The 18531-nt window shown below is 55.6% G+C and carries 19 protein-coding genes; 1 reads left to right on the forward strand and 18 read right to left on the reverse strand.

The window, feature by feature from the left end:
- Positions 1–128: 128 nt before the first annotated feature.
- The 12 genes from cutC to C5523_RS17120 form a co-directional block, all read right to left on the reverse strand.
- Positions 129–872: a copper homeostasis protein CutC gene (gene cutC, locus C5523_RS17065; RefSeq protein ID WP_039078712.1), complete on the reverse strand. Its 744-nt coding sequence runs from the start codon at positions 870–872 to the stop codon at positions 129–131.
- A gap of 82 nt (positions 873–954) precedes the next feature.
- A complete protein-coding gene (locus C5523_RS17070; protein ID WP_039078711.1) occupies positions 955–1515 on the reverse strand; it encodes a VOC family protein in 561 nt (186 codons plus the stop codon).
- A 109-nt stretch (positions 1516–1624) separates the two neighbouring features.
- Positions 1625–2584, reverse strand: a complete 960-nt coding sequence (locus C5523_RS17075; RefSeq protein ID WP_039078710.1) for a DUF523 and DUF1722 domain-containing protein — start codon at positions 2582–2584, stop codon at positions 1625–1627.
- A 12-nt stretch (positions 2585–2596) separates the two neighbouring features.
- The gene (locus C5523_RS17080; RefSeq protein ID WP_107223001.1) at positions 2597–3127 is read right to left on the reverse strand and encodes a DUF3833 domain-containing protein; all 531 of its coding nucleotides are present in this window, start codon (positions 3125–3127) and stop codon (positions 2597–2599) included.
- A complete protein-coding gene (locus tag C5523_RS17085) occupies positions 3124–3642 on the reverse strand; it encodes a hypothetical protein (RefSeq protein WP_108702350.1) in 519 nt (172 codons plus the stop codon). The genes C5523_RS17080 and C5523_RS17085 overlap by 4 nt, the downstream gene beginning before the upstream one ends.
- Before the next feature lie 5 nt (positions 3643–3647).
- Positions 3648–4133, reverse strand: a complete 486-nt coding sequence (locus C5523_RS17090) for a DUF2878 domain-containing protein (RefSeq protein WP_108701609.1) — start codon at positions 4131–4133, stop codon at positions 3648–3650.
- Complete coding sequence (locus C5523_RS17095; protein WP_108701610.1) at positions 4130–5350, reverse strand: cyclopropane-fatty-acyl-phospholipid synthase family protein; 1221 nt, start codon at positions 5348–5350, stop codon at positions 4130–4132. Before C5523_RS17095 ends, C5523_RS17090 begins: the two co-directional genes overlap by 4 nt.
- Positions 5347–6069, reverse strand: coding sequence for a DUF1365 domain-containing protein (locus tag C5523_RS17100; protein ID WP_108701611.1), 723 nt, complete (start codon positions 6067–6069; stop codon positions 5347–5349). Before C5523_RS17100 ends, C5523_RS17095 begins: the two co-directional genes overlap by 4 nt.
- 1 nt (position 6070) lies before the next feature.
- On the reverse strand, positions 6071–7330 hold the full coding sequence (locus C5523_RS17105) for an NAD(P)/FAD-dependent oxidoreductase (protein WP_108701612.1): 1260 nt from the start codon (positions 7328–7330) through the stop codon (positions 6071–6073).
- Complete coding sequence (locus C5523_RS17110) at positions 7327–8046, reverse strand: SDR family NAD(P)-dependent oxidoreductase (protein WP_108701613.1); 720 nt, start codon at positions 8044–8046, stop codon at positions 7327–7329. The genes C5523_RS17105 and C5523_RS17110 overlap by 4 nt, the downstream gene beginning before the upstream one ends.
- A complete protein-coding gene (locus C5523_RS17115) occupies positions 8043–8477 on the reverse strand; it encodes a nuclear transport factor 2 family protein (RefSeq protein WP_108701614.1) in 435 nt (144 codons plus the stop codon). The genes C5523_RS17110 and C5523_RS17115 overlap by 4 nt, the downstream gene beginning before the upstream one ends.
- A 213-nt stretch (positions 8478–8690) precedes the next feature.
- A complete protein-coding gene (locus C5523_RS17120) occupies positions 8691–9419 on the reverse strand; it encodes a MerR family transcriptional regulator (RefSeq protein WP_108701615.1) in 729 nt (242 codons plus the stop codon).
- 289 nt (positions 9420–9708) lie between these two features.
- Here C5523_RS17120 and argS point away from each other — a divergent pair, with 289 nt between their 5' ends.
- A complete protein-coding gene (argS, locus tag C5523_RS17125; RefSeq protein ID WP_039078701.1) occupies positions 9709–11442 on the forward strand; it encodes an arginine--tRNA ligase in 1734 nt (577 codons plus the stop codon).
- Positions 11443–11874: 432 nt separating this feature from the next.
- Here the strand turns inward: argS and C5523_RS17130 are convergent, their stop codons facing one another.
- The 6 genes from C5523_RS17130 to flhB form a co-directional block, all read right to left on the reverse strand.
- Positions 11875–13014 (reverse strand): glycoside hydrolase family 105 protein, encoded by a 1140-nt coding sequence (locus tag C5523_RS17130; RefSeq protein ID WP_079496736.1) that lies wholly within the window; start codon positions 13012–13014, stop codon positions 11875–11877.
- 10 nt (positions 13015–13024) lie between these two features.
- Complete coding sequence (locus C5523_RS17135) at positions 13025–14602, reverse strand: MFS transporter (protein WP_039078699.1); 1578 nt, start codon at positions 14600–14602, stop codon at positions 13025–13027.
- Positions 14603–14672: 70 nt separating this feature from the next.
- Positions 14673–14831, reverse strand: a complete 159-nt coding sequence (locus C5523_RS27480; RefSeq protein ID WP_172960863.1) for a hypothetical protein — start codon at positions 14829–14831, stop codon at positions 14673–14675.
- A 45-nt stretch (positions 14832–14876) separates the two neighbouring features.
- On the reverse strand, positions 14877–15272 hold the full coding sequence (locus C5523_RS17140) for a flagellar protein FlhE (RefSeq protein ID WP_039078698.1): 396 nt from the start codon (positions 15270–15272) through the stop codon (positions 14877–14879).
- Positions 15272–17350 carry a flagellar biosynthesis protein FlhA gene (gene flhA, locus C5523_RS17145; RefSeq protein ID WP_108701616.1) on the reverse strand — a complete coding sequence of 693 codons (2079 nt, stop codon included), beginning with the start codon at positions 17348–17350 and terminating at the stop codon, positions 15272–15274. Before flhA ends, C5523_RS17140 begins: the two co-directional genes overlap by 1 nt.
- Positions 17343–18491: a flagellar biosynthesis protein FlhB gene (flhB, locus tag C5523_RS17150; protein ID WP_039078696.1), complete on the reverse strand. Its 1149-nt coding sequence runs from the start codon at positions 18489–18491 to the stop codon at positions 17343–17345. The genes flhA and flhB overlap by 8 nt, the downstream gene beginning before the upstream one ends.
- Positions 18492–18531 lie beyond the last annotated feature (40 nt).

Below are 18531 nucleotides of genomic sequence, written 5' to 3' on the forward strand. Positions count from 1 at the left end.
GCGAGGAAAGCCAACGCCGTTGCAGGCCGAAATGTGCAGGCGAAAGATAAAAAAAGGCCCCTGTTAATGGCAGGGGCCTGGTACGAGCAAGCATCATATTGGGCGACATGATGCGCGGTAAAAACCGGTTATGGGCGATGCTGAACAATCATTGTCTTCATCACCGCCACTGCCTCGCCGTCCACACCATAGCGCGAATACTCATCCGCGGCGGCGTCCGACGACATGGACAATCCTGTATTACGATAACGCATGGGCGATGGTGTCCAGATACCCGCTGAGCTGTGAACTTCTTTCACGCCTGCGTCAAGAAAACGCATCAGGTTCGCTGCACGGACACCCGCGCCAGCCATAATGATTGGAACACCTGAATGGGTATTTAGTTCCATAATTAATGAAAGACCTTTTTCTGCGCTCGCCTGTTGACCTGACGTCAGAATGCGGGCAACCCCTAAATCTCTCAATTTTTCAGCGGCTTCACGCGGTTTTGCACACATATCAAAAGCGCGATGAAAAGTGACCGCCATCCCCCCTGCGGCCTCAATAATTTGTTGCATACGCGGCATATCGACATTGCCGTCCTCATCCAGCACGCCGGTTACCATTCCCGGAAAACCCAGTTCGCGGATGGCCTGGATATCCTCCAGCATGGCGGCGAATTCATCGTCGCTGTAGCAAAAATCGCCCCCGCGCGGGCGCACTATCGGGTGCACAGGGATGGTGACCCGCTGACGGGCGGCTTTAAGCGTCCCGAGTGAGGGGGTAAGCCCGCCTTCTTTCGGCGCGGCGCACAGCTCAATGCGGTCCGCCCCGTTTTGCTGCGCGATCTCTGCACAGGTTGCGCTATAGCAACATATTTCCAGTAACGTCATCTCTTCTTCCTTTAAGATGCAGCGTGCTCAGCATGGCATTATTTGGCAACCTGCGTGCTGAGCGCCCTCACACAGTGAGATTCTATTGCTCGCTGGCGACTATCTCTTCTATCGACCAGGGGTGAAATTTGATGGTGACTTTACCATCGGTCACGGCAAGCGTGGGGTTCGGCAGACGCTCTCGTTCACCTTTTGGCGAACTGGTCTTCACAAAAATGCCTGGCTGGCTCAACCCCTCATCCGAAAGCAGCGCCAGCGCGCGGGCATTGAGGGTTTCCGGCTCACCCGGCAGTACAATTTCGATATGCTCCCACCCCTCGTGCGGGTAACGTTTTTCCCCCGGCCACGGCAGTTCGACCACGCTAAATGCCCAGTGCGCGACCTGCACCGGTTGCGATAACCTGAACAGACAGATAGGTCGGCCATTAATAAGGTTTTCTGAGAGCAACTCACCGCACTGTTCAAAGCCGCGACGCCAGCGTTCAGCCGTCGCGTTCTGGTGACAGCGCAAGGAGATATGGTCAGCATTGAGGTCACGGATATCCAGCCCCAGGCGGGTGACAAGGTGTGTCAGATCCTCAATGAAACGCGGGAGATCTGCAGCGATATCCTGCAGCTCGTCAATATGTTGCCAGCCAGCCATTGTTTATTCCCATGCGATGAATTCGGGCGATACTTTACCTTGTTCTGCGCATGTCACCAACTCAGGTTATGCAGTGACATCGCCCGCGTCTGACGTCACTGCCACCCGGTTATTTGAGGTTCAGGCGAAGCCCCAGATCGTTGGGATAGGGATTGAAATAGTTTTGTGCCAGCAGATAGTGGTCAGGGTATTCGCCAAGGTAATGTTTGAGCAACGTTAAGGGGGCAAGTATCGGCAGCAGCCCGGCGCGATAGTGAAGAATCACCTCCCGAAGCTCACCGCGCTGACGAGGCGTAAGTTTGCCGTGAAAATACCCCTGAATGTGCATCAATACGTTAGTGTGATTCTTGCGGGAGGCCGGGTGTTTGAGGATCGCCATCAGCTTTTCCCGGTAAGCCTCGAAAAACGCCTCCAGGTTGTCCCACTGGGAAAGTGACGCGACAAACGGCCCGATCTCCCGGTATCCCGCCTGATGATGTGCCAGCAACTGGAGTTTGTAGCGGCTGTGAAAATCGAGCAGGCTATGACGGGTCAGACCGCGTGCCCGCAGGGTATTGAGCTCATATAATGCGAATACGCGCTCCACAAAGTTTTCGCGCAATACCGGGTCGTGCAGGCGACCGTCTTCTTCCACCGGCAGCCACGGGTACGCCGAGAGTAACGCGCCGGTGAAACGCCCCACCCCCTCTTTCCGCCCTCGCCCGCCTTTTTCATCGTACAGTCGCACGCGTTCCATTCCGCAACTCGGTGATTTCGCACAGACGATAAAACCGGCCAGTTCGGCAACGCGGGGCAGATACGCCGTGGTGAAGTCATCTATTTTCTGGGTGACATCCTCATTCGGCGCCTGGCTAAAGCGCATCCGGGTCTCGCCACTGGCGGTCTGAACCAGACGCAACGCCGGGCGGGGAACGGGCAGCCCCATAGCCATCTCCGGGCAGACAGGGCTAAAGGTCACCCACTGGGCAAGTTCGTCCATCACAAACCCCATGCGCTTATGTCCGCCATCGAAACGCACGGCCGAGCCGGTCAAACAGCCGCTGATACCAATCGTCGGTTGAGTTTTCATACCCCTCTCCTTTTATTGTGTTTTTCGGGTGAAAAAGAGCGTGACCGTTGCAACGGTAATGCCGAATTTCTTCATGGCGGTTTTGTTGAAAAGGTGTGTATCGTCCTGCAGATACAGCCAGTCATCAAAGTGTAGCAGCCAGGTTTTCCCGTCAGCCGTCACGTTCATGCTGTAACGCCAGTTAAAGGCATTGCCTGCCGCCTGCCCCCGTGCAACACCGTCGATATCGCCAGCAGTCCCTTCATAGCGGCCGTTACCGGTACGCCGGATATGCCACACCCGCTGCTGTTTTTCGCCATCGTCGTACACAAAATGTTCGTTGAGTGTCAGCGTGTCGCCCACCACGTCGCCCTCTATCTCAACGTGGAAGCGGCGCAATTGTTTACCACTATAGTCCTGCACCATGCCCCAGGCTTCGGTCTTGCCCTGAAAATAGTGAAATATATCGAGTGGCGGCTGTTGGCGTTGATAGTCATTTATCTCGCTACTGCAGCCCGTCAGCATTAAGAGAAGTGTCAGTCCAAGTGCCAGAATGCGTTTCATTGTTCACCTCCAATGAGCTGCTGACGCAGCATGGGGTATTGCGTATGGGGATCGAGCCAGATGGCCAGAAAGCTGATGCTGAACGCCAGGGATTGCGGTGGCCCCAGCGGGGTAAAGGCTTTTTGCGCCGCCGAAGCGCGATACCAGAACTGCCCTTGTTTATCGTGCAGAACAAACGCCAGTTGCGTGCCCGAACGGACATCCGGCCAGAGCGTTGCCAGGGTGCGTAGCCAGGCCTGACTCTGCGCTTCCCGCGTCAGAATGCCCAGCGCCTGCCACTGTTCGCGAGTCGCATCGACCAGTTCATCACGCGTGATGTCCCGCGCGTAGGTAATGATTAACGCCTGGTCCTGATCCGCTGCGATATAACGCCCCTGCGGCGTGCGCAGTTGCGAGGTATAAACGGTAAAGGGCCCCCAGGTTAATGTTGCGTCACCGGCTTTGCGCCAGTTTAGCCAGTCAGAGGCACTGGCTAAGGGAGCGGCGGCTATCAGTAATAGCAGCGCAAAGCGCAGAGCTTTCATTGCCGCCTCCCCATCAATAAATGGAAAAAAAGCGCCAGTACCAGCCATCCGAGCCCGAGCCAGCTCAGCACAATAAAGTTCGGTTGCAGGAATGTAATCGCCCCCAGCCGTTCACCGACATAGTAAGCAACTGGCCCGCCCAGCGTCGCCAGCAACGCCAGCGTCCAGCCCGGCAAGGCACTGGTGTGGGTGAGTCGGGTCCAGACGACGGCAAACATCAGCCACAGCGCCACCATCCACAATGGCAGCACGCCATCTCCGCTGAAACGGATCAATCCGGTAAGCGCCCAGAGGGCATCCAGCGAGCCGCCAGCCACGGCCAGCACCAGGGCATATATGCGCAACGCTGGCGCAAGCATAACGCAGGCGAGCATCGCCAGTGCGAGCCAGACGATAATGCCGCGCTCACGAAACAGCACCACCAGCGTCCAGTAAAGATCGAACGCCACGGCCATGAAGAAAACCTGCAGATGGCGGTTCATACACGTTCCGCAGTCAGTTGCACCACGCTGATGGTGCGTGCATTGAAACCCGCTTCGCAGTAGCCAAAATAGTAAAGCCACATGCGGCGAAAACGCTCATCAAACCCCATCTTTTCAATCTCTTGCCAGGCCTGAACGAAACGCTGACGCCAGTGCGCGAGGGTGCGGGCATAATCGGGCCCCATATCGAACACATTGCGCACCACAAAATCGGTGTGGCGGGTCATCAGGTTGTTCATTGCCGTTATGCTCGGCAAGAAACCGCCGGGAAAGATGTAACGCTGGATAAAATCGACGCTTTTGCTGTAATCGCTGTAGCGCTGATCCTGAATGGTGATGGCCTGAATTGCCATTTTCCCACCTGCGCGCAGGCGCGCCTGACAGGTTCGAAAGAAGGTCGGGAGATAGCGTTTTCCTACCGCTTCAATCATCTCAATCGAAACCAGTTTGTCGAACTGTCCGGTCAGGTCGCGATAGTCGCACAGCAATACCTGAACCTTATCCTGCAAGCCTGCCTGGAGAATGCGTGCCTGAGCCCACGTGTACTGCTCGCGTGATAGCGTGGTGGTGGTCACCCGACAGCCATAATGACGTGCGGCATACTCCGCCATGGCCCCCCATCCGGTGCCGATCTCCAGCAGGTGATCGTCCGGCGTTAGCGCCAGTTGTTCGCACAATCGCGCCATTTTTGCCTGCTGCGCACTGGCGAGATCCTGATCGGGCGCGGTGAACAGCGCGCTGGAGTAGAGCAACTGTTCATCCAGGAATTGGGCGTAAAAAAGATTCCCCAGGTCATAGTGCGCGGCAATGTTTTCCCGCGCCTGCTGACGGTCATTCCGCCGTGTCCAGTGGCGTAGCCGCTCAATCGGACGCCCGAGCAGGCGAAAGCCGCTTTCCAGTTTTCCTAAAACCTGGCTGTTGAGCGCTAAAATCTGCAACAGCGGGGTAAGCTGATGCGTCTCCCACTCGCCATCCATCCAGGCTTCCGCCGCCGCAAGGCTACCGCCAGTCAGTAAACGCCAGTAAACGACCGGGGAAAGGATCTGCACCTCTGCGCGCAACGCGGCGGCAGTGTCGCCAAAATGGTAAGTTTGCCCCCCCTCACGAAGCGTGAGAGACCCCACGCGTAAACCGTTCAGAAGGCGAAAGAGCAACCAGCGCGCGACGCGAGCATTACGCGGCATATCGGGTTCAAGCGCAAAGACGGGATCGGTCATGAGCGTTCACTCCTGCTGACGGGATGGTTATAAAGGGGTACGCGCTTAAGCCACAGACGCAGCGCCTGCCAATAAATGGCCATCACGGTCTTGAGCGTCATGAGCGGAATACGCAACAGCAAGGATGTGAGTGCAGCGCGCGTTAATGGACGCCGGGTCAGACGCAACGTGGCGTCGAAGACCTTCGCCTCCTGATGGTTTTCGATATGCATATGCAACGTTTTTCCAGGACGGTTAAAGCGCCAGTGATAGACCATATCCATCGGATTAAACGGGGAAACGTGGAACGCTTTTTCCAGCGGGCGGGTATTCTGTCCGTCAACGGCATAGTAATGTCGTTCATTCCAGGGCGTATTGCGCACCTCGGCCAGCACCCAACACAGAACGTCTTGCTGGTCGTAGCAGTAATAGAAGTTGACCGGGTTAAAATGAAAGCCGAAATAGCGCAGTTGAGTGAGCAACATCACCCGCCCCTGCGGACGCTCGCCGGTCAGATTTTCCAGCCGTTCGAGAACTTTCGCCTTAAGCGGCGATCCCAGCGGATAATCCTCGTCATAAAAGGCGGCGGCAGCAAAACGGTTACGACGAATGCCTGACATCGGGAGTGCGTCCAGCTCATCCAGATCGAGCAAGGCCATAAATACACGATAGTTGAAATGGTGCTCACGGGGCAGAAGACGCCGATGGCGTAAAACACCTTCATAAAGACAACTGTTCATGTTACTGGCCCTCCCCATGGGCGATGCCCTGCACCACATCGAGCGCGCTGCGAACACCATCCTCATGAAAGCCGTTGTACCAGTAAGCGCCGCAGAACCAGCTACGCTGATGGCCATTAATCTCACCGCGCCGCGCCTGTGCCTGCCAGCTTTGCGGGTTAAACAGCGGGTGCTCATAAACAAAGCGTTTCCAGACGTAGAGTTCATCAACGGGCGTGTCCGGGTTCAACGTTACGCAGAATAAAGGCGCTTCCTTTGGTAGCCCTTGCAGGATATTCATGTTGTAGGTCACGCACGCGCTGGCCTGATCCCGCTCATTCAGGCGGTAGTTCCAGCTTGCCCAGGCACGCTCACGTTGCGGGAGCCAGCGTCGGTCACTGTGCAAGACCACCTCGTTACGCTGCCAGCCGATACCGCCGAGAATCTCTGTTTCCGCAACCGTGGGATCGGCAAGCATCGCCAGCGCCTGTGCGGAGTGGCAGGCAAAAATAACGTGGTCAAACGTAGAGGTTGCATCGGCAAGTTGGATTTCCACCCCCTTATCGTGGCGGGTAACGCTCTGCACCGGCGTATTGAGATGCAGCGTCAGGCGGTCGCCGAGTTTGGCGAGCATGGCGCGGATATACTCACGCGAACCGCCGGGTACCACATACCACTGCGGGCGATGGGTCACATCCAGCAGTCCATGATTCTCAAAGAAGCGCAAAAACAGCGGCAACGGGAAACGCCGCATCTCTTGCAGGGACGATGACCAGATGGCCGCCCCCATCGGCAGAATGTAATGGCGGGCAAAAAAGGCGCTGAACCGGTGCTCATCGAGAAAGCTTTGCAGTGTGGCTTTCTCATCTACCTTGCCCGCGAGAGCCTGTTTTGCCTGGCGGTTAAAACGCACGATATCGCTGAGCAGATGCCAGAAAGATGGGTTAATGAGATTTCGGCGCTGGGCAAACAGCGAAGCAAGGGTGTGACCGTTATACTCCAGCCCACTTTGCGGATTGTGGACGGAAAAACTCATTTGCGTCTTCTGCCCGGCGATACCCAGTTCGCTGAGCAGCCCCATAAAACGCGGGTAGGTGCGATCGTTGTAGACGATAAAACCGGTATCAATGGCCCATCTCCCCTGTGGGGTGGCGACATCCACTGTAGCCGTATGCCCGCCGGGCGTGGCTTGTGCTTCAAATAGTGTCACCTTGTGATGACCGGCCAGCCGCCATGCACAGGTCAGCCCGGCAATGCCGCTACCAATAATTGCAATGTTCATGGCCGTACCATCCTGCGTAAGAATGCCCGCTGCACAACGGCTGGAAGAGAGGAGAGCGAGCGCAACAGCAACCCAAAAGCGCCTGGAAATACGATATGTGTTTTGCCCTTTGCGAGACCGCGACGAATCGCCGTTACCGCCTGCCCGACACTCACCTGACCAGGCATAGAAAAGTCGTTTTTACGGGTCAGCGGGGTGTCGACAAAGCCCGGCGAAACCACGGTGACAGCGATCCCTTTCGGCTCCCAGTCCAGACGCAAACTGTCAGCAAACCAACTGAGCGCAGCTTTTGACGCGCCATAGGCTTCGGCGCGGGGAAATGGCAGCCAGTGCGCCATCGAACTGACCAGCACAACGCGACTTCCGGGTTTAAGCTGTGTCTGGAGCGCGGCAAGACAGTTCACCGGGCCAAGAAAATTGGTGCTCATCACCCGTTCGACAAGAGCGGCATCCACCACCCCGTGATCCAGATATTCGCAGGTGCCCGCACAAAGAATAACCAGATCGGCAGAACACCCTTCCAGCGCCTGGCGACAGGCGTCCCTGTCTGTCATATCGAAAAGACGCACGCTAATGTTGGGGCTGAATTGTTGTAATGCCTCAAGACGCGATGGATCGCGCCCGCAGGCAATGACGAGGTAGCCATCGGCGGCGAAGGATTTAGCAAGCCCCTCGCCAATACCCGAACTGGCACCCGTGATAAGCACCGTTTTCATGCGCGAACCCTCTTTTTCACACCGCGGACCGCCCAGCCCAGTACGGGAAGATGCTCATACAGCATCTCCCCGGCGTCGTAATAATCACGCTGATGTAAGACATGCTCCCCCTGCACTTCTACGACCGAGCAGCCTGGCAGCGTGAGGGGGTCGTTGCCACGGATATGCGGATGCGACCAGTGCATGGTCCAGGTCACCGCAAACCGCTGACCATCACAAAGCGGGGGATCAATAGCGAAACGGCACTGTTCAACATTTGCCAGTAGATGGGTGAAGTAACGATGGATAGCAACGAATCCGTGATGCTCGCCAAACGGATCCTGCAACACAGCATCGGGATGATAGAGCGCGCTCAGCGCCGAAGGCGGCTGGCTGTCCAGTTCAGCGTAGTAATGAACAAACCGATCAATGACGGACTGCATGGTGCTCATGGGTCTTACCCTTTCCGTTGACAAAACGCGGCTATCGCTTGATCTAAAACTTACACAATTAATTATATTTGTCCAAGTTTTGTTGCGTAAATATTTTATAAGCCTTAAATATCAATAGATTAAATGTGATTAATTTTTATGCTTAATTTGAGAAAAAGGCGTAAGCGTCCAGGTCGCTATGCAGCGACCATGAACACAAGCAGAAGAGAGGATCTAGAGGGTAATAACGTCGAGAGAATTGACCTGCGATTGCCACAGTTCAATCTGTTTTTTACGCGCGGCCGATAACTTACCGCTGGTGACCAGCAACCATTTTCTTGTCGGCAAAATCTCCGGCGCCAGCATGGCTGGCGGAACCGGAAGGATATCGATGCGATGCCCCTGCCCGGTCAGCCGAAGCGCTTCAAGCCAGATTTCACAAGGGTCGGTCAGATGCCAGCCGGTGATAAGATAATTATCGCCTGGCGCGCGCTTATCCCCTTCAAGGCAAAACGAGGTGTAGGAGATAATAATGCCGTCGAGGATTTCACGTAGCGTAATCATTGCCGCAATATTGGCGGACATTTTACTGCGCAACGGGCGCAACACTTCCGTGACCAGTTCCGGGCGAGGATATTCGCGTCCGGAGTCATAAATAAGCTGCCGCAGAGAGTCAATCTTCCCCTCTTTCAGCCGTGAAAGCATGTTCTCTTGCAGGGTGACCCAGTTGTTCGTTCGCCGCATCTCTGGCCTTGCCAGCAGCGGTTTAACCTGGCTAACAGGCACCCCTTTTTTCACCCAGTCGAGAATTTTAAGCGCCTGTTGCACGTCGTCATCATTGTAAAGCCGATGCCCACCTTCCGTGCGCATCGGTTTGAGCAGACCGTAGCGGCGCTGCCAGGCGCGTAGTGTGGTCGCCGTTATCCCGCAAAGCCGGGCAAATTCGCCAATGGAATAAGTCATAGTACGCTCAAAGAAATAAACTCTTCTTACTATACTACGGATAAATCCCCCTCGCAGGATAGCGAGTAAGATCAGGCGCCTGGCGTTTCGGATGAGGGGGATGAAAACACGTCCATGATCGAATGTGTTAAGCGTTCATCCGGGCGCTAACAGGCCACGCTTTTTGACGTGAACCACCGGGTTACGGTGCTGACGCCTGCGGGCATTTGCAGTATACTCCCGCCTTTCATAATCAACACCCGGACGCGGCCTGCCCTTATGTGCCGCGTCATCAATGTAAGGTATCCCGGTGAATATTCAGGCTCTACTCTCAGAAAAAGTCGGTCAGGCGCTCATTGCCGCAGGTGCGGATGCGGATTGCGAACCGCAGGTCCGCCAGTCTGCAAAAGTCCAGTTCGGCGATTATCAGGCTAATGGCGTGATGGCAATTGCCAAAAAATTGGGCATGGCACCGCGACAACTGGCCGAGAAGGTACTGACTCATCTCGATCTCAGCGGGATCGCCAGCAAAGTGGAAATCGCCGGGCCTGGTTTTATCAATATCTTCCTGGCCCCGGAGTTTCTGGCAGACCAGGTAAGCCTGGCGTTGCAGTCCGACCGTCTGGGCATCACGAAGCCGCAGGCACAAACCATCGTTGTCGATTATTCAGCGCCGAACGTGGCGAAAGAGATGCACGTTGGACACCTGCGTTCAACCATCATCGGGGATGCATCCGTGCGAACCCTGGAGTTCCTCGGTCATAACGTGATCCGCGCGAACCACGTGGGTGACTGGGGTACCCAGTTCGGTATGCTGATTGCCTGGCTGGAGCTGCAACAGCAGCAAAACGCGGGTGAAATGGCGCTGGCGGATCTTGAAGGTTTCTACCGCGAAGCCAAAAAGCATTACGACGAAGATGAAGCTTTCGCCGAGCGCGCCCGTAGCTACGTCGTGAAACTGCAAGGTGGCGATGAATATTTCCTGCAGATGTGGCGCAAACTGGTCGACATTACCATGACCCAGAACCAGATGACCTATGACCGCCTGAACGTTACCCTGACGCGTAAAGACGTGATGGGCGAAAGCCTCTATAACTCAATGCTGCCGGGGATCGTGGCCGATCTGAAAGCCAAAGGGCTGGCAGTGGAGAGCGAAGGCGCAACCGTGGTGTTCCTGGACGAGTTCAAGAACAAAGAAGGCGAGCCGATGGGTGTGATCATCCAGAAGAAAGATGGCGGCTACCTCTATACCACCACCGACATTGCCTGTGCCAAATACCGTTATGAAACGCTGCATGCAGACCGTGTGCTGTACTACATCGACTCCCGCCAGCATCAGCACCTGATGCAGGCCTGGACTATCGTGCGTAAGGCCGGTTATATACCGGAGTCTGTGTCTCTCGAACACCATATGTTCGGCATGATGCTGGGTAAAGATGGCAAGCCGTTCAAAACCCGTGCGGGCGGCACGGTGAAACTGGCTGATCTGCTTGATGAGGCGCTGGAGCGTGCCCGTCGTCTGGTGGCTGAGAAGAACCCGGATATGCCAGCAGACGAGCTGGAAAAACTGGCTAATGCCGTAGGTATCGGCGCGGTGAAATACGCGGATCTTTCCAAAAGCCGTACCACCGATTATGTCTTCGACTGGGACAATATGCTGGCGTTTGAAGGTAACACTGCGCCGTATATGCAATACGCCTATACCCGCGTGCTGTCGGTGTTCCGTAAAGCAGAGGTCGACGAAAGCGCCCTTCTCGCCGCGAAGGTGGTGATCAGCGAAGATCGCGAAGCCCAGTTGGCCGCACGCCTGATGCAGTTTGAAGAGACGCTGAATGTGGTTGCCCGTGAAGGGACACCGCACGTGATGTGTGCCTATCTGTACGATCTGGCGGGCCTGTTCTCTGGCTTCTATGAACATTGTCCGATTCTGAGCGCCGGGAATGAAGAAGTCCGCAATAGCCGCCTGAAACTGGCGCTGCTGACTGCGAAGACGCTGAAACTGGGTCTGGATACGCTCGGTATCGAAACCATCGAACGTATGTAAATCGACGGTCTGTAAAAAAACCCGGCAAATGCCGGGTTTTGTTTTTATATCGCCATGCATGATAAAGATGCCCTAAGCCCCCTGGGCTGAGGAATCGCCACAAAAATGCGAGCACGAACGGTCCCCTCTCCTCTTTGGGGAGAGGGCCAGGGTGAGGGGAAAATGCGGCTCTGATGGTCATTCCGTTCACCTTATGTTCCTTGCTTTTCTGTCGCGACAGAACCCGTGAACGGGTAAAGGGGAACACCGCGTTCCCCTTTATAATCCCCACGGCCCCGCAAAGAAAGCGGTGCTTCGCACTGTGTTCGCCTCCCGCCCCGCTGCCTGCGGTCGGGAAAAAGGGTCAGCCCTGGCTAAAAAGGTCGAAAACGTTCACAGCACTACCGACCGCGCCAAAGGTAGCCCCGGCAAGCTTCGCGCCGCCGGGGAAGCTTAGAAATACTTACGCAGATACTCGGTCAGGCACAGCATCGCCATGGCCTGACCATACGGCATAGACGTCAGCGGGATCTGGCGGTAGAAATCGAGATTGCTGCCCATACCGGTACCGAATGAGACCTGCAGCAATTCGCCTTCAGGTGAGATATTCTTCACCACCGCTTTGATCGCTTTCTCAGCAACCTGCGCATATTCCTGGCCAACATAACGCTTACGTACCGCTTTCAGAATACCGTAGGCAAAACCGGCGGTTGCCGACGCCTCAAGATAGGATGTCGGATCGTCGAGCAGCGTATGCCACAGCCCGCTGTCGTCCTGGCATTTCGCCAGCGCAGCGATTTGTGCGTTCAACACCTGTACCAGATAACGGCGTACCGCATTGTTTGCCGGTAAATCCACCAGCTCCAGGAAATCCGGGATGACGATGGTCAGCCAGCTATTGCCGCGCGCCCAACGGGCATGCGCGAAGTTATGGCAACCTTCGTAGTTCCAGCCGTGGAACCACAGGCCTGTCTCCCTGTCCATCAGGTTCTGCACATGCAGCAGGAACTGATAGGTCGCCTCTTCCACATACTCAGGACGGTTAAGCAGTTTACCGATTTTCGCCAGCGGCAGAACAGTCATCATCAGGGTGTCATCCCACATCTGCTGATGGTTCTCTTCTGCCAGAGTGATGTGTTGCATACCGCCGTGATCCGTACGTGGCATCTCATTCATCGCCCACTCAGCCCAGGTCTCCAGCCATGGCAGGAAAGCTGGATTCCGGGTCTCTTCATAGCGATACGCCAGCGTCAGAAACGGTGCCATGGTGTTTACGTTCTTGGTCGTCGCGCCTTCGGCAAAACGGTCAGCGAACCAGCTATCAATCACGTCACGCACCGTCTGGTCACCCGTCTGCTGGTAATACTGATACATACCGTACAGACCGACGCCGTGGGTCCATTCCCAGCCCGCCCAACCTTTGGTGTCAATCACACGCCCGTCGTCAAGCCGCAGTAAAAACTCGCCGGTGGTGTCGTGAATATTGACCAGATTATGCGTGATCTTCTGAATCAATGATTTCAGCTCGTCGCGGGCGATAAAACGCTCTGGCTGACAAAGTAACGGGCTATGTTTGACAGGCCAAACCTTCATATTCTTAACCTCAGTTGTAAGTCGATTTCAGTGACGCGTTTTCTTTCAGGGAAGGCGCGGCAGGTTTATTACGATTCAGATAGCCGATATTGTTGTTGCCCCACAGGGACTCAAACGGCATGCCGGCCAGCATCTCAACGGTGGCGCGCGCTTGCGGCGTTGCGCTTTCCGGAATAACACGACCGGACTCACGCATTTTGGCCGTCTCTTCACGCAGAATGCTGTGGGTTTTCAGGTTCAGTTTGAAACGCAGAGAGACCAGGAAACCGCAGGCCAGCACCAGCAACGTACCGAAGCACATGATCATCAGGATGGTATGGCTCACTTCCGGCACCTGCGTTTTCTGGCCGGAGACAAACCCGGATGCCTGCATCACAATCCCCACCAGCATGACCGCACCGGCCTGAGAGGCTTTCCGGGTCAGGGTCATGATGCCCGCGAAGATCCCTTCACGACGCTGGCCGGTAACCACTTCATCGATATCCGCGATATAGGTATAGGTGTTCCACGGTACGTAGTTGATACCCCCACGGCCCAGACCGGCAACGGCAGACACCAACAGCAGCAAGGCATAGATGTCGCTCAGGCCCGCCCAGTAGAGGATGGCGAAAGATGCCGCGCTCAGACCAAACAGCACCACCACCATGCGATAAGACGGCGCCGGTCCAAAACGGATGCACAGCGGGATCATGGCGATAACGGCGATAAACTGGAAGATAGCCATGGTGCCCAGCAAGTTAGACGCGACAGACGCTTCCTGCATCAGAACGAAAACAACATAGTAGGTAAAGACGGCGTTAAAGACGTCCTGTGCGATATAGCCGCCCAGGTACATCCCCAGGTGCTGGCGGAAAATCTTGATGCGCAGCGTTGAGCTCAGTTCAACAAACAGGCGACGCAGGCTCTGCCCCAGCGTCAGGTGTTTTTTCTCAGCTTCGGCGCGCAGCGCCGCTTCGGTCCACGCTTCACGCGGACGCTCCCAGGTAAAGCACCAGACAAAAGTCAGCATCAGCGCGCACAGTACAGAGAACACCAGGCTTGCGTAGAAGAAAGAGATTGGGTTGTCTTTACCGAAGTGGGCCAGCAGCAGACCCGGCAGGAACGATGCGAGAATAGCGGACATCTGCGCCATCGAGATACGCGCGCCGGAGAATTTGGTTTTCTGTTTGAAATCATCGGTCATTTCCGGCACCAGCGTTTCGTACGGCACCAGGATCATGGTATAGACCACATCAAACAGCAGATATGTCAGCAGGTAATACCAGAAGCTCATGTCCCCTACCCACATAATGGAGTAGCTGAACACACAGGGGATACCTAACAGGATAAAGAACTTACGGCGACCAAAGCGTTTACCCAGCCAGGTCGAGCCGAAGTTATCGGTTAAAAAGCCCATCAATGGACTTACCACCGCATCCAGTACCCTGGCAGCCGCAAAAATAAACGTCGCTTCGATAGGCGTCAGGCCACAGAACGTGGTGTAGAAATAGAGTAGCCATGCGGCGGTAAGTGCTGTCGTGCCCGCCCCCAGGAAGTCGCCCGAACCATAGGCGAGGTAGTTAACCAATCCAATTTTACGTGTTTTCATTGCCGTTAACCCTGTTTATTAGTGAGGGACCTCTGGCAATCCGGCTTCGCCAAAGGTAATGCTTACACGGCTAAAGTAAGAGTATGTGCTTTGGGATACCTTTCTGTTTCTGCCACGACTGAAAGGCAAATGGCAAAAATACAAAGAGTGCCGCAACGCGCTTCACTGATTTATAAAACAGTGTTTCTTTTGGTTCAAAAGGCAGGGTCATAATTTGCGAGCCAGCCATCAGATTCCTGAGAAGAACGATGATGGCTGGTGAAAAGACGAGCGGCTAACGGTAGTTAACGATAACCTGGATACTGCTAACATTGAGGGCGGGAATCAATCTTCCGCCGCCGGGGACTTCCCAGATAAAGCGTAACGGCTCAATCGCGGGCACATCGGCGAAGGCGACAGTGGTTCCGCTCTGGGCGTCCAGTTGCACACAGCGTGTCTGGCTACACAAACGTGTATTTAACCCCGCAGGCGTCGGGCCGATTAGCTCATAACGCCACGAAACTACCGTCATCAGGCCATTGACCGGCTGCGAAGGGGCAAGAACACGCGATGACATGGCCTGCCCACGATTGCTGAGAATGACCCCGATATTGCTTGCCTGCCATGCGCCGTTTCCGGCGGCATGGACAAACAAAGGCAACGCAAGAAGTAACCCGGCAAGCTTACGCATTATTTGCCTCCTATGGTCGCCGTCATCCGAATCGGACGGTTATCTGACATTTCCATGTTCGACAACACCACCAGTTGCGGCAGGCTGCGACGCAAGAAGCGAGACAGCAACGGACGCAACGCATGGTTGACCAGCAGTACCGGCGGCGCGCCAAGCATCTCCTGACGCTGCAATGCTTCCTGGGTTTGCTCAAGTAAACGATCGGCAAGGCCCGGCTCCAGCCCACCGCCGCCTTGCAATGCTTGCAACAGCAGGCGTTCGAGCGGCGTATCAAGGCCAATAACCTGCACTTCGCCACTGCCAGGGAACCATTGCTGGGTAATCGCACGGCCCAGCGCCACGCGAACAACCGTGGTCAGTTCGTAGGGATCGGTTTGCAGCGGAGCGTGTTCTGCCAGCGTCTCCAGAATGGTGCGCATATCGCGGATCGGCACTTTTTCTGCCAGCAGGTTTTGCAGCACTTTATGCAGCGTTGTCAGCGTAACAACTCCCGGCACCAGATCTTCGGTGAGTTTCGGCATTTCCTGAGTCACGCGGTCAAGCAGTTGTTGCGCTTCCTGACGCCCAAACAGCTCCGGCGCAAACTGGCCGATCACGTGGTTCAGGTGCGTTGCGACAACCGTACTGGCCTCCACCACGGTGAAGCCCTGGATCTGCGCCTGCTCTTTGAGGGCGCTCTCAATCCAGATAGCCGCCAGGCCAAAGGCCGGATCGACAGTCTGTTCCCCTGGTAACGAACCCGCTGCGGTCCCCGGGTTAATCGCCAGCCAGCGCCCCGGATAAGCATCACCGCTCCCCACTTCCACCCCTTTCATCAGGATGCGGTAACGGGCTGGGGGCAAGTCCATGTTGTCACGAATATGCACCACCGGCGGCAGGAACCCCATGTCCTGGGCGAATTTTTTACGAATACTGCGGATACGTCCCAACAGTTCGCCATCCTGCTGGAAATCCACCATCGGAATCAGGCGATAGCCCACTTCCATGCCCAGTGAATCTTCAAGTTGCACATCATTCCAGGTGGCTTCCACCGCCTGGTTATTTTCCGGCATCTTGATTGGCGTCGCTTCCGCCGGCGCCTTCTCTTCTTTACCGCGCAGCCACCAGGCCAGCGCCAGCAGACCCACGGTGAAAAGCAGGAAGACAAAGTTCGGCATACCTGGGACCAGGCCAAACAGACCCAGTACCGCGGCACTGAGCATCATTACGCGTGGGTTAGTAAACAACTGGCTAACCATCTGCTGGCCAACGTCTTCATCGTTTGCCACGCGGGTCACGATAACACCCGCTGCGGTGGAGATAACCAGCGCCGGGATCTGTGCCACCAGACCATCACCGATGGTCAACAGGGTGTAACTCTGCGCCGCATCGCCCATCGACAGGCCATGCTGCAACACGCCCACCAGCAGACCGCCGATGACGTTGATAACCATGATCAGGATGCCCGCGACGGCGTCACCGCGCACGAACTTACTCGCACCGTCCATAGAGCCGTAGAAGTCAGCTTCCTGGGTCACATCGGAACGACGACGTTTCGCCTCATCTTCACCGATAAGCCCGGCGTTAAGGTCGGCGTCGATCGCCATCTGTTTACCCGGCATCCCGTCCAGTACGAAACGTGCGCCCACTTCCGCGATACGCCCCGCACCTTTGGTGATAACCATAAAGTTGATGATAACGAGGATGATGAACACCACGATACCGATGGCAAAGTTACCGCCAACAAGGAAGTGACCAAAGGCTTCAACCACCCTACCCGCCGCCGCCGTGCCGGTATGGCCTTCCAACAGAATGATACGGGTAGAGGCAACGTTCAGCGCCAGGCGCAGCAACGTGGTAAACAGCAATACGGTGGGAAATGCCGCGAACTCGAGGGTTTTCTGGGTGAACATCGCCACCAGAAGCACCATAATCGAGAGCGCAATGTTGAAGGTAAAAAGCAGGTCGAGCACGAATGCCGGCAACGGCAAAACCATCATCGACAGAATCAACAAAATCAGCAGGGGCCCCGCCAGAATTTGCCATTGTGTTGATTTCAGGTTGCCAGGCAGACGCAACATTGCCACCAGATTAGCCATCAGTGTCCTTCTCGTTCATAAAATCCAGCGACTCTGGCACTGGGAGATTTTCAGGTCTGGCCGGGCGTTTGCCCCCGGCCAAATTCCAGCGTTTCAATTGCCATACCCAGGCTAAAACCTCAGCCACGGCCGAGTAAAGCTGGCCTGGGATCTGCTGACCGATTTCAGCATGGCGGTACAGGGCGCGCGCCAGCGGCGGCGCCTCAAGGATCGGAATACGGTTTTCGCTGCCAATTTCACGAATACGCAGCGCAATCAAACCAGAACCCTTCGCAATCACTTTTGGCGCACTCATTTTATTCTCGTCATATTGCAGTGCGACGGAGTAGTGCGTCGGGTTCGTTACAATCACATCGGCTTTCGGCACATCTGCCATCATACGACGGCGTGCCGCGGCACGTTGTAGCTGGCGGATACGCCCCTTAACATGCGGGTCACCCTCCTGCTGTTTAAATTCATCACGGATATCCTGTTTGGACATGCGCAATTTTTTCAGGTGGCTGTAGATCTGCCAGAAGACGTCGAACCCCACCATCGGGATTATCGACAACACGACCAACAGGCAACACATCCCGGCCAGATTCAGCGCGCTGGCCATCGCAGTGACCGGCGCTTCCATCATCAAACGCATGATTTCCGGCCATTTATGCCACAGATAAAAGGCGGCCACGCTGCCCATCAGGGCCGTTTTCATGATGGCCTTGACCAGCTCTGCCACCACCTGCGCTGAAAACAGGCGCTTAATACCACTCAACGGGTTAATTTTGGAAAAATTAAACTGTACCGATTTTCCGCTTAATACCAGTCCACCCAGCACCGGGGGAGCAGCAAGCGCCACCAGCACCACACCAGTCACCAGCGGCAATAGCGCCAGCACGGCATTTTTGAGCAACTCGATGAGATGCCCAAGGATCATTTTTTGGTCATTGATAATGCCATGATCAAAACGTAAACCCGACGACATGATGCCCGACAGTTTGCGGGCAAACGCGTCCCCACCCATCCAGAGCACGCCCACCCCAACAAAGAGCATCAATATTGATGTCAGCTCTTTCGATCGGGGAACTTGCCCTTCCTCACGGGCCTTCTCTTTTCGGTGGGGTGTGGGGGCTTCTGTTTTGTCGTCGCTATCGTCTGCCACGGCTCAAATCCACGGGTAGATGTTTGATGACATAATGCCA

This window comes from Phytobacter sp. SCO41 (genome assembly GCF_003073275.1).
GTDB classification, from domain to species: Bacteria; Pseudomonadota; Gammaproteobacteria; order Enterobacterales; family Enterobacteriaceae; genus Phytobacter; species Phytobacter diazotrophicus.

What these genes read in the sequence shown, in the direction of transcription:
- C5523_RS17135 (WP_039078699.1), bottom strand. Translation starts at nt 14,602, where the DNA reads ATGAAAACACGTAAAATTGGATTGGTTAACTACCTCGCCTATGGTTCG.
- C5523_RS17130 (WP_079496736.1), bottom strand. Translation starts at nt 13,014, where the DNA reads ATGAAGGTTTGGCCTGTCAAACATAGCCCGTTACTTTGTCAGCCAGAG.
- C5523_RS17140 (WP_039078698.1), bottom strand. Translation starts at nt 15,272, where the DNA reads ATGCGTAAGCTTGCCGGGTTACTTCTTGCGTTGCCTTTGTTTGTCCAT.
- C5523_RS17075 (WP_039078710.1), bottom strand. Translation starts at nt 2,584, where the DNA reads ATGAAAACTCAACCGACGATTGGTATCAGCGGCTGTTTGACCGGCTCG.
- C5523_RS17105 (WP_108701612.1), bottom strand. Translation starts at nt 7,330, where the DNA reads ATGAACATTGCAATTATTGGTAGCGGCATTGCCGGGCTGACCTGTGCA.
- cutC (WP_039078712.1), bottom strand. Translation starts at nt 872, where the DNA reads ATGACGTTACTGGAAATATGTTGCTATAGCGCAACCTGTGCAGAGATC.
- C5523_RS17100 (WP_108701611.1), bottom strand. Translation starts at nt 6,069, where the DNA reads ATGAACAGTTGTCTTTATGAAGGTGTTTTACGCCATCGGCGTCTTCTG.
- C5523_RS17115 (WP_108701614.1), bottom strand. Translation starts at nt 8,477, where the DNA reads ATGAGCACCATGCAGTCCGTCATTGATCGGTTTGTTCATTACTACGCT.
- C5523_RS17110 (WP_108701613.1), bottom strand. Translation starts at nt 8,046, where the DNA reads ATGAAAACGGTGCTTATCACGGGTGCCAGTTCGGGTATTGGCGAGGGG.
- C5523_RS17095 (WP_108701610.1), bottom strand. Translation starts at nt 5,350, where the DNA reads ATGACCGATCCCGTCTTTGCGCTTGAACCCGATATGCCGCGTAATGCT.
- C5523_RS17080 (WP_107223001.1), bottom strand. Translation starts at nt 3,127, where the DNA reads ATGAAACGCATTCTGGCACTTGGACTGACACTTCTCTTAATGCTGACG.
- C5523_RS17090 (WP_108701609.1), bottom strand. Translation starts at nt 4,133, where the DNA reads ATGAACCGCCATCTGCAGGTTTTCTTCATGGCCGTGGCGTTCGATCTT.
- flhA (WP_108701616.1), bottom strand. Translation starts at nt 17,350, where the DNA reads ATGGCTAATCTGGTGGCAATGTTGCGTCTGCCTGGCAACCTGAAATCA.
- C5523_RS27480 (WP_172960863.1), bottom strand. Translation starts at nt 14,831, where the DNA reads ATGGCTGGCTCGCAAATTATGACCCTGCCTTTTGAACCAAAAGAAACA.
- C5523_RS17120 (WP_108701615.1), bottom strand. Translation starts at nt 9,419, where the DNA reads ATGACTTATTCCATTGGCGAATTTGCCCGGCTTTGCGGGATAACGGCG.
- C5523_RS17070 (WP_039078711.1), bottom strand. Translation starts at nt 1,515, where the DNA reads ATGGCTGGCTGGCAACATATTGACGAGCTGCAGGATATCGCTGCAGAT.